This window comes from Streptomyces sp. a15, assembly GCF_059026085.1.
Window position 1 is genome coordinate 72593 of sequence record NZ_JBWLKM010000007.1, and the last position, 15208, is coordinate 87800.

Annotated in this window: 14 protein-coding genes; 2 read left to right on the plus strand and 12 right to left on the minus strand. The window is 70.1% G+C overall.

Annotated features, from left to right (window positions below; translation table 11 throughout):
• Nucleotides 1–4 precede the first annotated feature (4 nt).
• The 11 genes from AC5P09_RS10470 to solA form a co-directional block, all read right to left on the minus strand.
• Entirely contained in the window at nucleotides 5–670 is a 666-nt protein-coding gene (locus AC5P09_RS10470) for a haloacid dehalogenase type II (RefSeq protein WP_493873580.1), read from the minus strand.
• Nucleotides 671–715: 45 nt separating this feature from the next.
• Nucleotides 716–1654 carry an aldo/keto reductase gene (locus AC5P09_RS10475; RefSeq protein ID WP_493873581.1) on the minus strand — a complete coding sequence of 313 codons (939 nt, stop codon included), beginning with the start codon at nucleotides 1652–1654 and terminating at the stop codon, nucleotides 716–718.
• The gene (locus AC5P09_RS10480; RefSeq protein ID WP_493873582.1) at nucleotides 1651–3105 is read right to left on the minus strand and encodes an aldehyde dehydrogenase family protein; all 1455 of its coding nucleotides are present in this window, start codon (nucleotides 3103–3105) and stop codon (nucleotides 1651–1653) included. Before AC5P09_RS10480 ends, AC5P09_RS10475 begins: the two co-directional genes overlap by 4 nt.
• The gene (locus tag AC5P09_RS10485; RefSeq protein WP_493873583.1) at nucleotides 3102–4055 is read right to left on the minus strand and encodes a succinylglutamate desuccinylase/aspartoacylase family protein; all 954 of its coding nucleotides are present in this window, start codon (nucleotides 4053–4055) and stop codon (nucleotides 3102–3104) included. Before AC5P09_RS10485 ends, AC5P09_RS10480 begins: the two co-directional genes overlap by 4 nt.
• Before the next feature lie 38 nt (nucleotides 4056–4093).
• Nucleotides 4094–5521 (minus strand): aminotransferase class III-fold pyridoxal phosphate-dependent enzyme, encoded by a 1428-nt coding sequence (locus AC5P09_RS10490; RefSeq protein WP_493873584.1) that lies wholly within the window; start codon nucleotides 5519–5521, stop codon nucleotides 4094–4096.
• Nucleotides 5518–6387 carry an ABC transporter permease gene (locus tag AC5P09_RS10495; RefSeq protein WP_493873585.1) on the minus strand — a complete coding sequence of 290 codons (870 nt, stop codon included), beginning with the start codon at nucleotides 6385–6387 and terminating at the stop codon, nucleotides 5518–5520. The genes AC5P09_RS10490 and AC5P09_RS10495 overlap by 4 nt, the downstream gene beginning before the upstream one ends.
• Nucleotides 6384–7307, minus strand: coding sequence for an ABC transporter permease (locus tag AC5P09_RS10500; RefSeq protein ID WP_493873586.1), 924 nt, complete (start codon nucleotides 7305–7307; stop codon nucleotides 6384–6386). The genes AC5P09_RS10495 and AC5P09_RS10500 overlap by 4 nt, the downstream gene beginning before the upstream one ends.
• A 5-nt stretch (nucleotides 7308–7312) precedes the next feature.
• Nucleotides 7313–8458, minus strand: a complete 1146-nt coding sequence (locus AC5P09_RS10505) for an ABC transporter ATP-binding protein (protein ID WP_493873587.1) — start codon at nucleotides 8456–8458, stop codon at nucleotides 7313–7315.
• Nucleotides 8451–9551: an ABC transporter substrate-binding protein gene (locus tag AC5P09_RS10510; RefSeq protein WP_493873588.1), complete on the minus strand. Its 1101-nt coding sequence runs from the start codon at nucleotides 9549–9551 to the stop codon at nucleotides 8451–8453. Before AC5P09_RS10510 ends, AC5P09_RS10505 begins: the two co-directional genes overlap by 8 nt.
• A gap of 112 nt (nucleotides 9552–9663) precedes the next feature.
• The gene (locus AC5P09_RS10515; protein WP_493873589.1) at nucleotides 9664–10653 is read right to left on the minus strand and encodes a succinylglutamate desuccinylase/aspartoacylase family protein; all 990 of its coding nucleotides are present in this window, start codon (nucleotides 10651–10653) and stop codon (nucleotides 9664–9666) included.
• Between the two features lie 5 nt (nucleotides 10654–10658).
• Nucleotides 10659–11801: an N-methyl-L-tryptophan oxidase gene (gene solA, locus AC5P09_RS10520; RefSeq protein WP_493873590.1), complete on the minus strand. Its 1143-nt coding sequence runs from the start codon at nucleotides 11799–11801 to the stop codon at nucleotides 10659–10661.
• A 260-nt stretch (nucleotides 11802–12061) separates the two neighbouring features.
• Between solA and AC5P09_RS10525 the strand changes: the two genes are divergently transcribed.
• A complete protein-coding gene (locus AC5P09_RS10525) occupies nucleotides 12062–12808 on the plus strand; it encodes an IclR family transcriptional regulator (RefSeq protein WP_493873591.1) in 747 nt (248 codons plus the stop codon).
• A 98-nt stretch (nucleotides 12809–12906) separates the two neighbouring features.
• On the opposite strand, the gene AC5P09_RS10530 is transcribed toward AC5P09_RS10525, so the two are convergent.
• Complete coding sequence (locus AC5P09_RS10530) at nucleotides 12907–14097, minus strand: aminotransferase class V-fold PLP-dependent enzyme (protein WP_493873592.1); 1191 nt, start codon at nucleotides 14095–14097, stop codon at nucleotides 12907–12909.
• A gap of 208 nt (nucleotides 14098–14305) precedes the next feature.
• Here AC5P09_RS10530 and AC5P09_RS10535 point away from each other — a divergent pair, with 208 nt between their 5' ends.
• Entirely contained in the window at nucleotides 14306–15049 is a 744-nt protein-coding gene (locus AC5P09_RS10535) for an IclR family transcriptional regulator (RefSeq protein WP_493873593.1), read from the plus strand.
• The last annotated feature ends 159 nt before the right edge of the window (nucleotides 15050–15208 follow it).

Genomic DNA, 15208 nt, shown 5'->3' on the forward strand with positions numbered 1-15208 from the left:
GGTCTCAGCAGCCGAGCAGTGCCGGCAGACCCGACAGGTCCGGCAGCACGTCGTAGGGCTGGTAGTCGGCGCTGCCGGGGCGGCCGTAGCGGTTGATCCACACGCGGCGCTTGAGGCCCAGGTCGCGGGTCGGGATGTGGTCGTACTCCCATCCCTGTGCGGTGTGGATGACCTGGGACGGCTCGACGCCCATGGTCTTGAACGCGTGCTCGAAGGTCTGCCGGTCCGGCTTGTACGCGCCCGCCTGCTCGGCGGTGATGACGTAGTCGAACTCGACGCCGATGTTCTCGACGTTCCGCGCGATGAGGTTGTCGTCGCTGTTGGTGATGATGGCGATCTCGTACTTGCTCTTCAGCGCGCGCAGGGCGTCCGGGACCTCGGGGAAGGGGCCGAAGGTGGGGACGGCCTCGACGAGGGCGTCGCCGTCCGAGGTGCGGTACTCCAGGCCGTGCAGGCGCATGGCCATCCGCAGGCTGGAGTGCAGGATCTCGTGGTAGGGGCGGTACGCCTCCAGGACGGCCTGGAAGCGCATGACGCGGAAGTCGTCGAGGAACTCGTCGACGTCCAGGTTGTCCAGGTCCAGCCGGTCCTCCAGGACCTTCAGGGTGGTGGGGCCGAGCTGGAAGTCGACCAGGGTGCCGTAGGCGTCGAAGGTGACGATCTCTCGCATGGTTCTTGGCTCCGATTCGAGGGTTTTCAGGAGGGGTTGAGAGCTCTAGACGACGCGTTCGCCGGGGGTGACGATCGCGTCGAGGGCGGCCAGGTCGGCCGCGTCGGGGATCCAGTCGGCGGCCGCCGCGTTGGCGGTGACCTGTTCGGGGGTCATGGCGCCGCAGATGACGGAGCCGACGGCGGGCAGGGCCGCCAGTCCGCCCACCGCGACCTGGAGGAGGGTCAGGCCGCGCTCGGCGCCGTACGCGGTGAGCGCTTCGACACGGTCGAGGGCCTCGTCGGTGAGCCAGCCCTGCCGCCAGGACAGGCGGCTGCCGGCCGGGGGCTGCTCGCCGCGCCGGTACTTGCCGCTGAGCAGGCCGTTGGCCAGCGGGTAGTACGGGAGCAGGCCGATGCCGCTGCGCAGGCAGGCGGGGATCAGGTCGTTCTCCACGCCGCGGTCCAGCAGGTGGTAGCGGGCCTGGGTCGACACGAAGGCATCGGACAGGTCCTCGACCGGGAGGTTGGAGCAGCCGATGTACCCGATCTTGCCCTCGTCGACCAGTTCCCGCAGAGCGGCGATCGTCTCGTCGAGCGGGGTGACGCCGTCCGGCTCGTGGTACTGGAACAGGTCGATCCGGTCGGTTCCCAGGCGGCGCAGCGACGCCTCCACGGCGTACCGGATGTAGCCCCGGGCGCCGCGCGGGCCGTACAGATCGGCCTCCCGGCCCATCTCCATGCCGAACTTGGTGGCCAGCAGGACCCCGTCCCGGTGTCCCTTGAGGGCGGCGCCGAGGAGCCGTTCACCGTCGCCGCGCGCGCCGCCGCTCTCCCCGAACCCGCCGTACATGTCGGCGGTGTCGAACAGGGTGACGCCGGCGTCGAGGGCCGCGTGGACGACGGCCTTGGTGCCGTCCTCGTCGAGGCGGGAGCCGAAGTTGTTGCCGCCGACGCCGACCACCGAGACGACCGGCCCGCGCGCACCGAGCGTGCGATACCTCATGACCGGCTCCCGAATCCGATGCAGACGTTCTTGGTCTGCGTATAACTCGCCAGCGCTTCGAGGCCCTTCTCCCGGCCCCAGCCACTGTGCTTGTAGCCGCCGAAGGGAAGTTCGACGCCGGTGCCGACGCCGGTGGCGTTGACGTAGACCTGCCCGGCCCGGATGCCCTCGGCCAGGCGCATCGCCTTGTCGATGTCGCGGGTCCAGACGTAGGAGGACAGGCCGTACGGGCTGTCGTTGGCGATGTCCAGGGCCTCGTCGGCGTCGTCGAAGTCGATGACCGTGACGACGGGGCCGAAGATCTCCTCGCGGGCACACCGGGACTGATTGGTCAGGCCGGTGAGGACGGTCGGCTCGACGTAGTAGCCGTCGGCCAGGGCGGGATCGGACGGGGCGCCGCCGCCGACACGGACCGTCGCGCCCTCCTGTCGGGCGAGGTCCAGGTAGCCCAGGACCCGGTCGCGCTGCCGGGCGGCGACCAGCGGACCGATGTCCGGGTCCGTGAGGCCGGGGCCGACGCGCAGGGTGGCGATCTTCTCCGTCAGCCGGTCCAGGAAGTCCTCGGCGCCGCGCTGGAGAAGCAGCCTGGTGCCCGCCGAGCACATCTGCCCGGCGTTGCTGAACGACGCGCCCAGGATCGCCTTCAGCGCCAGGTCGAAGTCGGCGTCGGCGAAGACGACGAAGGGTGACTTGCCGCCCAACTCCGTTACGGAGGGCACCACGTTGGCGGCCGCCGCCTGAGCGACCTTGATGCCGGTCGGCACCGAACCGGTGAAGGTGACCTGGTCGATGCCCGGGTGACCGGCGAGGGCGGCGCCCGTCTCGCCGTCGCCGGGAACCACGTTCAACACCCCTGGCGGCAGGCCGCATTCAAGGGCGATCCTGCCGATCTCCAGCGGGGTGAGCGGCGCCTCCGGGGAGGGCTTGAGCACCACCGTGCAGCCGGCGGCCAGCGCCGGGGCGGAGCCCCTCGCGGTGTTCTGGAGCGGGTAGTTGAACGGGATGATCTGCCCGGAGACACCGATCGGCTCGCGGACCGTGTAGTCGATCAGACCGGGCCCGAGGGGGATGGTCGTGCCGCCGAGCTTGTCGGCGATGCCCGCGTAGAACTCGAAGTAGCGGGCGGCGGCCTCGACATCGGCCTTGGCCTGGCTGAGCGGCTTGCCGACGTCCTGGCTTTCCAGGCGGGCCAGACGTTCGCCCTGGTAGCGGATGGCCTCGGCGATCCGGTAGAGGACCTTGCCCCGGTCGGCGGCGCGCATCCGGGCCCACTCGGGCGCGGTGAAGGCCGCCCTGGCCGCCGCCACCGCCTGGTCCACGTCGGCCGCCCCGGCCAGCGCCACCTGGGCGATGGCCGTCCCGTCCGACGGGTCGAGGACGGTGAAGGTGCGCCCGTCGGCGGCCGGGACCTGCTTGCCGTCCACGAGCAGCGACTGCGTGTCGATGGTCATGGCCGGATCTCTCCCTGCACCTCGCCGAAGATGACGACCTCGTCACCGGGGCGCACGGTGCGGATCCGGCGCACCCACAGCACGACGCCGTCCTGGGGGGCGCGGACTTCTTCGAGCGTGTTGCCGTAGTGGTCGACGATGTGGGCGATCAGGTCGCCTTCCTTGCAGGTCTCCCCCGGCTCGGCGTGGCCGAGAAAGAAGCCGCCGGCGGCGGAGCGGGCGAAGGTCCCGGAGACGGTCGTGTACGTGTCGCGCAGCTCCGCGTCGCCGTCGATCATGCCGAGCTGGCGCATGATGTTGCGGATCGATTTGATGTGCAGCTCGACGTTGGACTCGCGGTAGGTGCCGCCGCCCGCCTCGATGGTGATCGCGGGCTTTCCGGCAGCGAGGGTGGGGTGACGGACCGTGCCGCCCCACTTGCCGCCCTTCCACACCAGGTCGTGTCCCGCGGCGAGGGCGAGGTCCGTGGCCAGTTCCTCGTAGCCGCCCTGGAGGATGACCAGCGGGGCGATCTCGCCGAAGGTGCCGCCGGTGTGCAGGTCGACGAGGGCGTCGATGGCCGGGACGACCTGCTCGACGAAGGTGGCGGCCAGACGCAGCGAGTACGAGCCGTCCGCGTCGCCGGGGAAGATCCGGTTGAGGTTGAGGTAGTCCAGGCCGCTGGTGCGGGCGGCTGCCTCGAAGGCCGGGGTGTTCATGCAGGGGATGCCGACCAGCGTGCCGCGCAGGGTGGCGGGGTCGACCTCGGCGAGGACGCGGCGGATGGACTCCTGGCCGTCGTACTCGTCGCCGTGCACGCCCGCGTCCACGCACAGCACCGGGCCGGGCTCGGCGCCGTTGACGACGATCAGCGGAATGCCGAGCTCCACGCCGTAGCTGATGGTGCCGACCGGGATGAGGCCCTGGGCGCGCTCGCCGGGGGCGACGGTCAGCGGACCGATGGAGTACATCAGAGGGTTCCTTTCGAATGCGGGTACACAGACGTGGGTCACAGGCGGGTGGACGCCTCGTCGAGGGTCTCCGCGAGGATGTCGGCGATACGGTCGAGCAGGTGCCGGTCGCTGATCAGCGGGGGCGCGATCTGGACCAGCGGGGCGGCGCGGTTGTAGACGCGGGCCAGGAGGCCGGCCTCGCGCAGTCGGCGCGGGATGAGGTCGGCGATCAGGTCGGCGCGGGCGGTGTCGCTGAAGCCGCCGCCGTCGAGGTCGCCGACGAGTTCGAGGGCGTAGAAGAATCCGGCGCCGCGGACGTCGCCGACGATCGGCAGGTCGGCGAGGGAGGCCATGCGTGTCGCGAGGTGGTCCTGGTGGCCGCGGACGTTCTCCAGGATCCGGTCGCGCTCCATGATCTCCAGGCTGCGCAGGGCGATCGCCGCGCTGAGCGGGTGTCCGGCGAAGGTGTAGCCGTGGTTGAGGACGACGCCCGGCTGATTGATGACCTCGACTACCCGGTTGCTGACGAGAGTTGCCCCCATCGGGGCGTACCCGGCGGTGATGCCCTTGGCGACGGTGACGATGTCGGGGCGGGCGCCGTAGCGGTCGCCGCCGAACCACTCCCCCAGCCGCCCGAAGGCGGTGATGACCTCGTCGGCGACGAGGAGGAAGCCGTAACGGTCGGCGAGCGCTCGCAGGCCGGGCCAGTAGCCCTCGGGCGGGGTGATGCAGCCGCCGCGGTTCTGGACCGGCTCGGCGATCAGCATGGCGATCGTCTCCGGGCCCTCGGCCAGGATCGCGGCCTCCAGCTCGGCGAGCAGCCGGGAGGTGTACGTCTCATCGTCGACATATTCGGGCGCGAGACCGAAGCGGTTGGTGTTGGACACGAACCGGGTCTCGATCGCGCCGGGGCCGTACGGCTCGCGCAGCCCGGGGTCGTCGGTGAGGGAAAGGGCGCCGATGGTCAGCCCGTGGTAGGCGCCACGGCGGGAGATCGCCTTCACCCGCCCCGGTTCCCCGCGCAGGGCGTGGTAGCGGCGGGCGATCTTCCAAGCGGTCTCCACCGCCTCCGCCCCGCCGCCGGAGAAGAAGGTGGCCTCGATGTCGACCGGGGCGATCCGGGACAGCCGTTCGGCGAGTTCGATGGCCGTGGGGTGCGCGGAGGAGGACCACAGCGGGCTGAAGCACAGTTCGCGCAGCTGCTTGTCGGCGGCTTCGGCGAACTCGGGGGCGTAGGAGTAGCCGAGCTGGCAGCAGTACAGGCCGGACAGGCCGTCTATGTAGCGCCGGCCGTCGGCGTCGTCGACGTACGGGCCCTCGCCGCGCTGGACGACGAAGAGGTTCTCTCCCTCGGGGCCGAGTGAGCCGTTGGGAGTCATGTTGAGCAGGAGGTGTCTGGCCGCGGTGGCGGACAGGCCCCCGGTGGGGGTGCGGGTGCTGGTGCGGGTGCTGGTGCTGGTGCTGGTGCTGGTGCTGGTGGTCATGATGCGGTCTCACTTCCGGCGGACAGGCCCAGTCCGGGTTCTGCGGGCAGCAGGCCGTCCTGCTTGCCGGAGCCGCTGAGCTTGCGGACCACTCCGACCAGGGCGAGGGCCACGACGGCGACCGCGATGAGGATCGCGCTGACGGCGGTCACCGACGGGTCGACGTTGTACTGGAGGACGTTGAACACCTGCACGGGCAGGGTCGTGGTGTCCACGGAGGACAGGAACTGCGAGATGAAGAACTCGTCGAAGCTGGTGATGAAGGAGAAGATGCCGGCGGCGACCATGCCGGGCATGGCCAGCGGGAGGGTGATCCGCCGCCAGACGGTCAGCCGGCTCGCGCCCATGCTGGCCGCCGCGTCCTCCAGCCGTTCGTCGATGCCCTTCAGCGTGGCCATGAGGATCATCACGGCGATCGGTGAGGCGAGCACGGTGTGGCCCAGCGCGATGGCGATCGGGCTGCCGAGCATCGCGGCCGGCTCGAAGAGGAGGAACAGGCCGAGAGCGACGACGACTTGGGGAATCACCAGCGGGGCGAGGACCAGGCCGTAGACCGCCGAACGCAGCGGCAGTTCGCTGCGGACCAGCGCCGTGGCCGCGGTCATGCCCAGCACGAGCGAGAAGACCGTGGTCATGGCGGCGACCAGGGCGCTCAGGGAGAGCGCGGCCGGCCACTTGCTGCCCTCGACGAACAGCTGCTTGTACCAGCCGAACGTCCAGGCGGCCGGCGGGAAGTTGCCGAAGGCGTCCTTGCCGAAGGAGGTGACGACGATGACGACGATCGGCAGGGCCAGGAACACCAGGATCAGGGTCGCCAGCACCGCCAGGGTGATGCGGCCGGCGAGGGTGGAGCGGAGCTCGATCATGACGCCGTACCCCGATTCCGAAGGGCCTCGCCGGCCGACTTCAGCAGCCTGAGCAGCAGCAGTCCGGCGAAGGTGAGCAGCAGCAGGATGATGCCGAGTGCCGAGGCACCGTTCCACTCGTTCTGCTTCATGACCTGCTCGTCGATGAGCGAGGCGACCATCGTCTGCTTCTCGCCGCCCATCAGGGCGGGGGTGAGGTAGTAGCCGAGGCACAGGATGAAGGACAGGACGCCCGCGTTGACCAGGCCGGGGGCCACCAGGGGGACGTAGACGCGACGGAAGATGGTGATCCGTCCGGCGCCCATGCTGGCCGCGGCGGCCATGAGCCGGCGGTCGATGCCCTTCATGACCGCGTACAGCAGGAGCACGGTGTACGGCAGCATCACGGCGGTGGTGCCGATGACGACGCCGATCTCGTTGTAGAGCATCTGGAAGGGTGCGCCCGGGAAGTGAAGGTCCGTCAGGGTGTTGTTCACGACGCCGTTGTCACCGAGCAGGATGATCCAGCCGTAGGTGCGCACCAGCGCGCTGATGAAGTGCGGGACGACCACGACGAGCATCGCGAGGCCGGCCCACAGCGGCTTGAGCCGGGAGATCGCGGAGGCCAGTGTGAAGCCGACGACCAGGGCGAGCAGGGAGGTCTCGGCGGAGATCCGCAGGGTGGTGAGCAGGATCTCCAGGTTGGCGCCGCGGAAGGCGTCGGCGTACCAGTGCAGGGTGAAGCCGCCGCTGTCGCCCTTGAGGCTCAGCATCAGCGTGCTGAAGATCGGGTAGACGAAGAGGATCAGGAGGTAGACGACGACGGGTGTGGCGTTGAGCAGTCCGAAGCGGGTGCGCCGGTCGGACAGCGAAACGCGGGCGCGTCGCTTCTTGTGGGGCACAGGGGCGGTGGAGCTCGGTGCGGGAGCCAGCACGGCCATGGTTGTCACCCCCCGTTTTCCGGGTCGGGGAGCACGTCGGGGAAGACACTGACGTTGGCGGGGTCCGCGGTCAGGCCGACGCTCTCGCCGAGTGCGGGGGCGCGTCCGGCGGGCAGCTCCAGGCGTACGAGTTCGGTGGCCGCACCGCCGACGGGGCGGACGGTGACGCGGACGAGGGTGCCGACGTAGGTGACCGTCTCGACGGTCCCGGTACAGAACCCGTCGCCCGGTGGACACAGCGCGAGCCGGCCCGGCTGGACCGCTGCCCGCACCCGTGCGCCGTCCGGCACGGCCTGCGAGCGGGCCGTGATCAGACCGCCGGTGTCCAGCCGCACGAGGGTGTGCTCCGCCGACTGGTCCTCCAGGCGGCCCGGGAGGAAGTTGGCGGCGCCGAGGAAGTCGGCGACGAACGGGGTGCGGGGGCGCTCGAAGAGCTCCTGCGGGGTGTCGAACTGGTCGATCAGCCCGTCCCGCATGACCGCGATCCGGTCGGAGAGCACGAGGGCCTCCTCCTGGTCGTGCGTCACATAGATGACGGTCAGGCCGAGTTCCTGCTGGATGCGCTTGATCTCGGTCTGGAGCTGGTCGCGCAGCTTCTTGTCGAGGGCGCCGAGCGGCTCGTCCATGAGGATCACCGGCGGGCGGTAGACCAGCGCCCGGCACAGGGCGACGCGCTGCTGCTGGCCGCCGGAGAGCTCGCGCGGTCGCCTGCGGGCCATGGCCGACAGTCCGGCCATCTCCAGGGTCTCGCCGACCCGGCGGCGCAGCTCCGCCTTCGGTACGCCGCGCAGTTGCAGCGGGAAGGCGACGTTCTCCCACACCGTCATGTGCGGGAAGAGCAGGTACTGCTGGAAGACGAAGCCCAGGCCACGCTTCTGCGGGGCCAGGCGGGTCACGTCACGGCCGCCGACGACGATGCTGCCGGAGTCGGGCTCGCAGAACCCGGCGATCATCATCAGGGTGGTGGTCTTGCCGGAGCCGGAGGACCCCAGGAAGGTGACGAACTCGCCGGCGGCGATCTCCATGGAGACCTCGTCGACGGCGGTGACGCCGCCGTAGGTCTTGCGCAGTGCCTTCACTGACAAGGGCTTTCCGGTACCGGTCGCCGGCGCCGGCGCGGTCCGCGAGGGCATCAGGTCGATGTCAGGCATGCGTCCACTCCTGCCAGCGCTTGGACACGGCGTCCTGGTTCTTGATCCACCACTCGACGTCCAGGTCGAAGCCGGTCTCCAGGTGCTCGGGGGAGCTGGCCAGGTTCGCGGCGGTCGCGGTGGAGAGCTTCTTGTAGGCGGCGGGCACCGACGGGGCCATCGGGTAGATCTCGGCGTAGGCGGCCTGCACCTCGGGCCGCAGTGCGAAGTCGATGAGCTGGTAGGCGGCGTCGAGGTTGTCGGTGCCCTTGGGGATGCCCCACGCGTTGCTCTGCCGGCGGGCACCGTTCCACTGGTAGGCGAGCGGGGCGCCGCCCTTGATCAGCGCGTCGAGGCGGCCGTGCCACACGCTGGAGGCGACGACCTCCTTGCGGCCCAGCAACACGCCGGGCAGGGCGCCGGTGTCCCAGAACTTCCGGACGGAGCCCTTGATCTCGTCGAGGACCCTGAAGGCCCGGTCCACGTCGAGCGGGTACAGCTTGTCCAGCGGCACGCCGTCGGCGAGGAGGGCGAACTCCAGCTCTGGGTAGTCGGCGTCCAGCGCCTGGAGGGCGCGGTTGCCCTTGAACGATCCGGTGTTCCAGAAGTCGGCCCAGGAGGAAGGTTTCTTCCCCCCAAATGCGTCCGTTCGGTACGCCATCACGCTGGCCCAGTAGTTCTTGCCGACCGCGTTGGAGGTCACGAGGGACTTGGCGATGCCGGAGTTCTTGAAGTTCTTCAGCCGGTCGAAGTCCAGCTCCTCGCTGGCGCCCTCCCTCTTGAAGAGGATGTAGTCGGCCATCGAGTCGTCGATCACGTCGAACTGCGGGCGGCCCTGCTTGATCTGGGCCAGCATCTGGGCGTAGGCGATGTTGACCACCTTGACCTGGATGCCGGTCTCCTTGGTGAACGGCTCGTAGATGGCCTTCTGGTTGGCCTCGCCGTAGGTGCCGCCGCTGTCGCGGACGACGAGCGTCTTGGAGCTCTTGCCGCCGCTGCCGACGGAGCGGCTGCTGCCGGTGCCGCAGGCGGTGAGCGAGGTCGCGGCGATGCCTGCGGCGACGCCGCCGACTCCGCGAAGGAACACTCTGCGGTCTATCCGAACATCTTTCACCGGGGACTCCTGAGGGTGCGGTACGAGGGGAGAAAGGAGGGGATGTGCGCGGGGGGTGCGGGCTGGTGCGGTTTCTCGTTCTTGCCGTGCGGGGGGCTTTGGGGGGTGGGGGTCAGTGGCCGGGGTCCCGCGGCGCGGGGGCGGCGATGGCGGCCAGTTCGGCACCGGGGGTGACGGTCAGGCCGCGCATGCCGTAGAAGATCCGCCCGGCGGCCGGGGCGTGGACCTTGTGCTCGGTGCCGTCGACCGGGTCGATGACGCGGCCGAGGAGCTGGCCGTCCGTCACGTCGTCGCCGGCGCCGAACTCCGGGTACCACAGGCCGGTCGCCTCGGAGGTGACACCGGCGGCCCAGACCCAGGCGCGGACGGCCGTGTCGTCCTGGGGCTTGGTCTCCAGGACGCCGAGCCGGCCCAGTACCCCGTAGAGACCGTCGACGAGACGACGGGCGGTGTCCGCGTCGCGTTCGCCGAGCTGGCCGGTCTCCACGAGGATCGCCGGGACGCCCTGGCGGGCGGCGGCCGCGTGACTGTTGCCGCCGTCGGCGTTGAATCCGAAGATGACGTCCTCGATGCCGAGGGCGCCGGCCATGTCCGCGGTCCTCGCGTCCAGTTCGGCCTCGCCGGTGAGGCGGTAGCCGACGAAGTTCTTCAGGACCTCGTCGATGCCGCCGGAGTGCAGGTCGACGTAGGCGTCGGCGCCGTCCACCAGGTTGGCGAACAGCCACGCCGCGAGACGCTCGGTGGGGCCGCCCTCCGGGTCGCCCGGGAACACGCGGTTGATGTTCACGCCGTCGACGGGGGAGATGCCGAGGCGTCCCTGGTAGACGGCCGGGGGGTTGGCGACGGGGCAGATGACGACCTGGCCGTGCACCTCGCCGGGCTCCAGAAGGGCGGCGAGCCGGGTGGCCGCGTCGATGCCGCTGAACTCGCCGCCGTGCACACCGGCCGTGATGAGGACGCGGGGACCGGGCTGGGTGCCGTTGACGAGGGTGAGCGGGATGTCGACGGTGAGGGTGCCGAGGTCGACGGGCAGGGTGCCGCGGGTCTTGCTGCCGGGCTCGGCGCTGAGCGTGCCGACGAAGAGGGGGGTGTTCGTGGTCATCGTCGTTACGCTTCCGTCCGGTCTAGGGTCGAGATGAAGTCGATGGGCTGCGGCGAGGCGCCGTCGAGCGCCAGGTCGGCCGCGATGTCGCCGAAGGCGGGCGAGAGCTTGAAACCGTGGCCGGAGAACCCGGCAAGCAGGACAATATGCTCATTCCCCTGACCGCCCGGCAGCGGTCCGACCAGTGGACGGCTGCTCTCGGTGTAGCCCTCCATGTAGACGGAGAGCCGGGTCGGGTCGGGGTTCAGGTCCGGCATGTACCGGCCGATGAGCTCCGTGAAGATCTCCAGCTCCTCCGGCTGCACGGTCCGGTCCAGCTGGTTGGGGTCGCCGGCGGGGCGGTGCAGGGCACGGGACAGGCCGAGCTTGACGGAGACACCGTCCGGGGAGGGCAGGCCGTAGCAGTGGGTCGGGGCCGTGCGGATGAAGGCCGGGCGCTCCTCCCCGAACCAGGCGTCCGTGGCGGGCACGTACCAGGCGCTGATCAGCCGGCGGATGTCCACCTCCCACGGCAGGTCCGGCAGCAGGTCGTTCACCCACGGGCCGGGGGTGACGACGGCGGTGTCGAAGTGCTCGCTGCCCGCGTCGGTGCGGATCTCGACACCGTTCGCGACGGGCACGATCTCGCGGACCGTGGTGTAGCGGTGGATGCGGGCGCCGAGCTCTTCGGCGCGGCGGGCGGCGGTCTGGATCGTCAGCTCGGGCCGGATGAAGCCCGCGCGGCGGTCGAGTACGGCCGCGTCGCCGTCCTCGATCCGAAACTGCGGGAAGCGCTTGGCGAGCGCCTCGGCGTCGAGGACCTCGTGGTCCAGGCCGTGCTCGGCGATGGACTCGAGGACCGTGGCCATCTGCTGGTGCCCGGTCGGCCCCATCAGCAGGCAGCCGGTCAGCCGGCGCAGTTCCCGGCCGGTGTCCTGCTGGAGCTGCCCCCACAGGGCGTCGGCGTGCTTGAGCAGCGGGACGTACCGGGAGTCCTCGAAGTGCGCGCTGCGGAAGATCCGGGTCTCGCCGCCGGCCGCGCTGCGGTCGTGGCCCGGGGCGAAGCGGTCGTACCCGACGACCTCGGCTCCGCGGGCGGCCAGCCGCCAGGCGGCCTGACTGCCCATCGTTCCGACGCCTACGACGGCGACGCGCTTCTTGGCAGACACGAGGGGTTCCTTTCGTCTCCCGGGGCGGGGATGCTGAACGCCCGGTTTGCGGACTCTCGGATTCCGGAGGGACTGCGGCGATGGGCCGAGGGCCGCGCCTGCACTGTCCGGGGAAGGGGCTCCAGCTGCTTCTCGCTGGCGCATGCCACATTGTGGAACGGTGTGCTAGAATCTGGCACGAGAATGACAGCCACTTAGAGGGGAGTCAAGAGGGTGTCGGCCAGAAATCTTCAGGATTAACAGGGGGAAACCGGATGGAAATGAAGAGCGTGACCAGGTCGCTGCGCATCCTGGAAGCGGTCGCCCAGCACCAACCGGTGACCGTGGGCGAACTGACCAAGATTTTCGGACTGCCCAAGTCGACCGTGCAGCGCACCCTGGTCTCCCTGGCCGAAGCCGGCTGGCTGCGCGCCAACCGCAAGGACACCACCCGCTGGGAGATCGGCGCCCGCGTCCTCGCCGTACGCCCCGCCGCCCTCCAGGGATCCAGCCTCTACGCCGCCGCCCGCGAACCCATGGTCCGCCTCCGCGACACGGTGAACGAGACCATCCACCTCTCCGTACCGGACGCCTTGCAGTGCATGGTCGTCGTCGACCGCGTGGACTGCGACCAGGCGGTACGGACGTTCTACGGCATCGGCGACACCTCGCCCCTGCACGCCACCGCCACAGGGCGAGCGATCCTGGCGCATCTGCCGAGGGCGGACGTCGACGAACTCATCGACCATGGCCTGGAGCGCTTCAGCGACTCCACTCCGACCGATTCCGCCGGACTGCGGGCCGAACTGGACCGCGTGCGGGCGGACGGTTACTCAGTGAATCTCAACCAGTACCGGCCGGACGTGTGCGCGGTGGCCGCGGCCATCCTGGACGAGGACGGCACGCCGCTCGCGGCGGTCGCCGTTTCGATGCCCGACTCCCGGTACGACCCGGACCGGCTGCCCAGGTGGGGCCGCCTCGTCGCCGACACGGCGGCGGAGATCGCGGCGCGCCGCCTGGGTGCCTGAGGCCGGAACGCGCTGCCTGGCCCAGTGAGCACGGGGCCAGGCAGCCGCGCCGCGACCGGGGCGGCCCGTCAGACGCCGGCCGGCAGCCGGCGCGAAGGTCAGCGGAGCCCGCGCGCCGCGTACTCCTTCTGGACCACCTCGGAGAGCGCCGCGACGAAGCGGTCGAGCTCGTCCTTCCGCATGTAGATGCCCGGTGACACGCGGAGCCCCCGCAGCTGCCGTACCTCGCGGTACTTCGTATGGACCTGGTGGGTCTCTCTCAGCTCCCGCTCCACGGCCCTGTTGTCCAGGTGGTCGATCGAGAAGAGGGTGACAGCGCCCAGGTTCTCGGTGTCCAGTGGGGTGTGCAGCCGGAATCCGGGAATGTCCCGGGCGAGATCCACCCAGTGACGGGTCAGCTCCCGCAGCCGCGTGTGAATCCTCTGGACGCCGATCTCCTGGTGGAGCCGTGCGGCCGGCGCAATCCCCGCCTGAAGGGCCGAGTTGTACGTGCCGAGATTCCAGTGGTCGAACTTGTCAATGCGCAACGGCGGCGGGTCGAAAGGGGCCAGCAGGGGCCAGGTGTCGTCGATCCGGTCCCGCCTGACCACGAGCATGCCGTTGCCCACCGGCGCGCCCATCCACTTGTGGAGGCTGGTGACGTAGTAGTCACAGCCGAGCTCGCGGAAGCTGACCGGCAGCTGGGCGAAGATCTGAGCGCCGTCGACGACGGTGAGGGTGCCGTTCTCCCTCGCCAGACGGCACAGCCGCTCGGCCGGCACGACCCGCCCCGTCCAGTGGTACATGTGCGTCAGTTGCAGCACCCGCGTGCGCGGGGTGAGGGCCGCGGTGTACGCCGCCACGACATCGTCGTCGCTGTCCATCAGATCGAATTCGGCCGTCACCACCTCGATCCCCTCGCGTTCCTGCCGCTGCCGCCAGGCCGCGAGCACGCTCGGGTAGTCCCACGCCGACACCACGACCTGGTCGCCCGCCGACAGCGGAATACCGAAGATCGCCGTGCACAGTCCTTCAGTGGAGTTGCGGTTGAGCGCGATCTCGTCGGGCTCGCAGTCGATCAGTTGCGCCAGTAGCGCCTTGGCGTCGGGGAGCGCGGGATCGAGCTTCTGCCACATGGTGACGTCGGGGTTGTGGCTGACCAACCGGTAGGCATCGATCGCCGCCTGCTCCACGACCAACGGCGGCGGGCTCACGGCCGCGTTGTTCAGGTTCAGCAACGGGCGCTGCTCCGGATAGGCCGCACGAACGCGTTCCCAGAAGTCGTCGCCGGCGGGATCAGTACTGCCCATGGGGGCACCTCCATGTCATTGGACACCGCGAGGTACATGCTCACCGAGGAACTCCTCGGTGAGCGACGCAAACGTTCACGCCGCGCGACTGTGCCACATTGTGGAATGACGTGCTAGAATACGGCATGACAATGGCAGTCGTCCGGGAGGGAGTCAAGAGGGTGTCGTCCGGATATTTCGAGGACCAACGGGGGGAAACCGGATGGAAATGAAGAGCGTGACCAGGTCGTTGCGCATCCTGGAAGCGGTCGCCCAGCACCAACCGGTGACCGTGGGCGAACTGACCAAGATTTTCGGACTGCCCAAGTCGACCGTGCAGCGCACCCTGGTCTCCCTGGCCGAAGCCGGCTGGCTGCGCGCCAACCGCAAGGACACCACCCGCTGGGAGATCGGCGCCCGCGTCCTCGCCGTACGCCCCGCCGCCCTCCAGGGATCCAGCCTCTACGCCGCCGCCCGCGAACCCATGGTCCGCCTCCGCGACACGGTGAACGAGACCATCCACCTCTGCGTACCGGACGCCTTGCAGTGCATGGTCGTCGTCGACCGCGTGGACTGCGACCACGCCGTGCGGACCTACCACGCCATCGGCGACACCTCACCCCTGCACGCCACCGCCACCGGACACGCCGTCCTCGCGCATGTGCCGAAGGCGGACATCGACGAGATCGTCACCCGTGGACTGGAGAGCTACAGCGACTCCACCCCCACCGACCCCGCGGAACTGCGCGCCGAACTGCGCCGCGTCCGTAGCGACGGCTACGCCGTGAACCGCAACCAGTACCTGCCCGGTGTCTGTGCCATCGCCGCGCCCGTCCTGGACGGCGACGGCACGCCGCTCGCGGCGGTGGCCGTCTCCCTGCCCGACTCCCGCTTCGCTCATGACCGGCTGCCCGAGCTGGGCCGGCTGGTCGCCGACACCGCGGCGGAGATCACCGCTCGCCGTCTGGGCTGACAGTGGCTCCCCCTGCGGGCCCTCGTCGGCGCGGGGGGCGGGCGTCGCCCCGGCGCCGCGCTCCGTTCGCGTGGGGCGGAGCCGAAGGACTGCTGATCCCCGAACCTTCAGCACCGGACGGTACGCAAGAGCTGACGGTACGCACGAGCTTGCGCCTGG

Excerpts from the sequence above, each read along its gene's own strand:
- AC5P09_RS10485 (WP_493873583.1), bottom strand. The coding sequence starts at position 4,055 with ATGTACTCCATCGGTCCGCTGACCGTCGCCCCCGGCGAGCGCGCCCAG.
- AC5P09_RS10500 (WP_493873586.1), bottom strand. The coding sequence starts at position 7,307 with ATGGCCGTGCTGGCTCCCGCACCGAGCTCCACCGCCCCTGTGCCCCAC.
- AC5P09_RS10495 (WP_493873585.1), bottom strand. The coding sequence starts at position 6,387 with ATGATCGAGCTCCGCTCCACCCTCGCCGGCCGCATCACCCTGGCGGTG.
- AC5P09_RS10535 (WP_493873593.1), top strand. The coding sequence starts at position 14,306 with ATGAAGAGCGTGACCAGGTCGTTGCGCATCCTGGAAGCGGTCGCCCAG.
- AC5P09_RS10470 (WP_493873580.1), bottom strand. The coding sequence starts at position 670 with ATGCGAGAGATCGTCACCTTCGACGCCTACGGCACCCTGGTCGACTTC.
- AC5P09_RS10475 (WP_493873581.1), bottom strand. The coding sequence starts at position 1,654 with ATGAGGTATCGCACGCTCGGTGCGCGCGGGCCGGTCGTCTCGGTGGTC.
- AC5P09_RS10515 (WP_493873589.1), bottom strand. The coding sequence starts at position 10,653 with ATGACCACGAACACCCCCCTCTTCGTCGGCACGCTCAGCGCCGAGCCC.
- AC5P09_RS10480 (WP_493873582.1), bottom strand. The coding sequence starts at position 3,105 with ATGACCATCGACACGCAGTCGCTGCTCGTGGACGGCAAGCAGGTCCCG.
- AC5P09_RS10505 (WP_493873587.1), bottom strand. The coding sequence starts at position 8,458 with ATGCCTGACATCGACCTGATGCCCTCGCGGACCGCGCCGGCGCCGGCG.
- AC5P09_RS10490 (WP_493873584.1), bottom strand. The coding sequence starts at position 5,521 with ATGACCACCAGCACCAGCACCAGCACCAGCACCAGCACCCGCACCAGC.
- AC5P09_RS10530 (WP_493873592.1), bottom strand. The coding sequence starts at position 14,097 with ATGGGCAGTACTGATCCCGCCGGCGACGACTTCTGGGAACGCGTTCGT.
- AC5P09_RS10525 (WP_493873591.1), top strand. The coding sequence starts at position 12,062 with ATGAAGAGCGTGACCAGGTCGCTGCGCATCCTGGAAGCGGTCGCCCAG.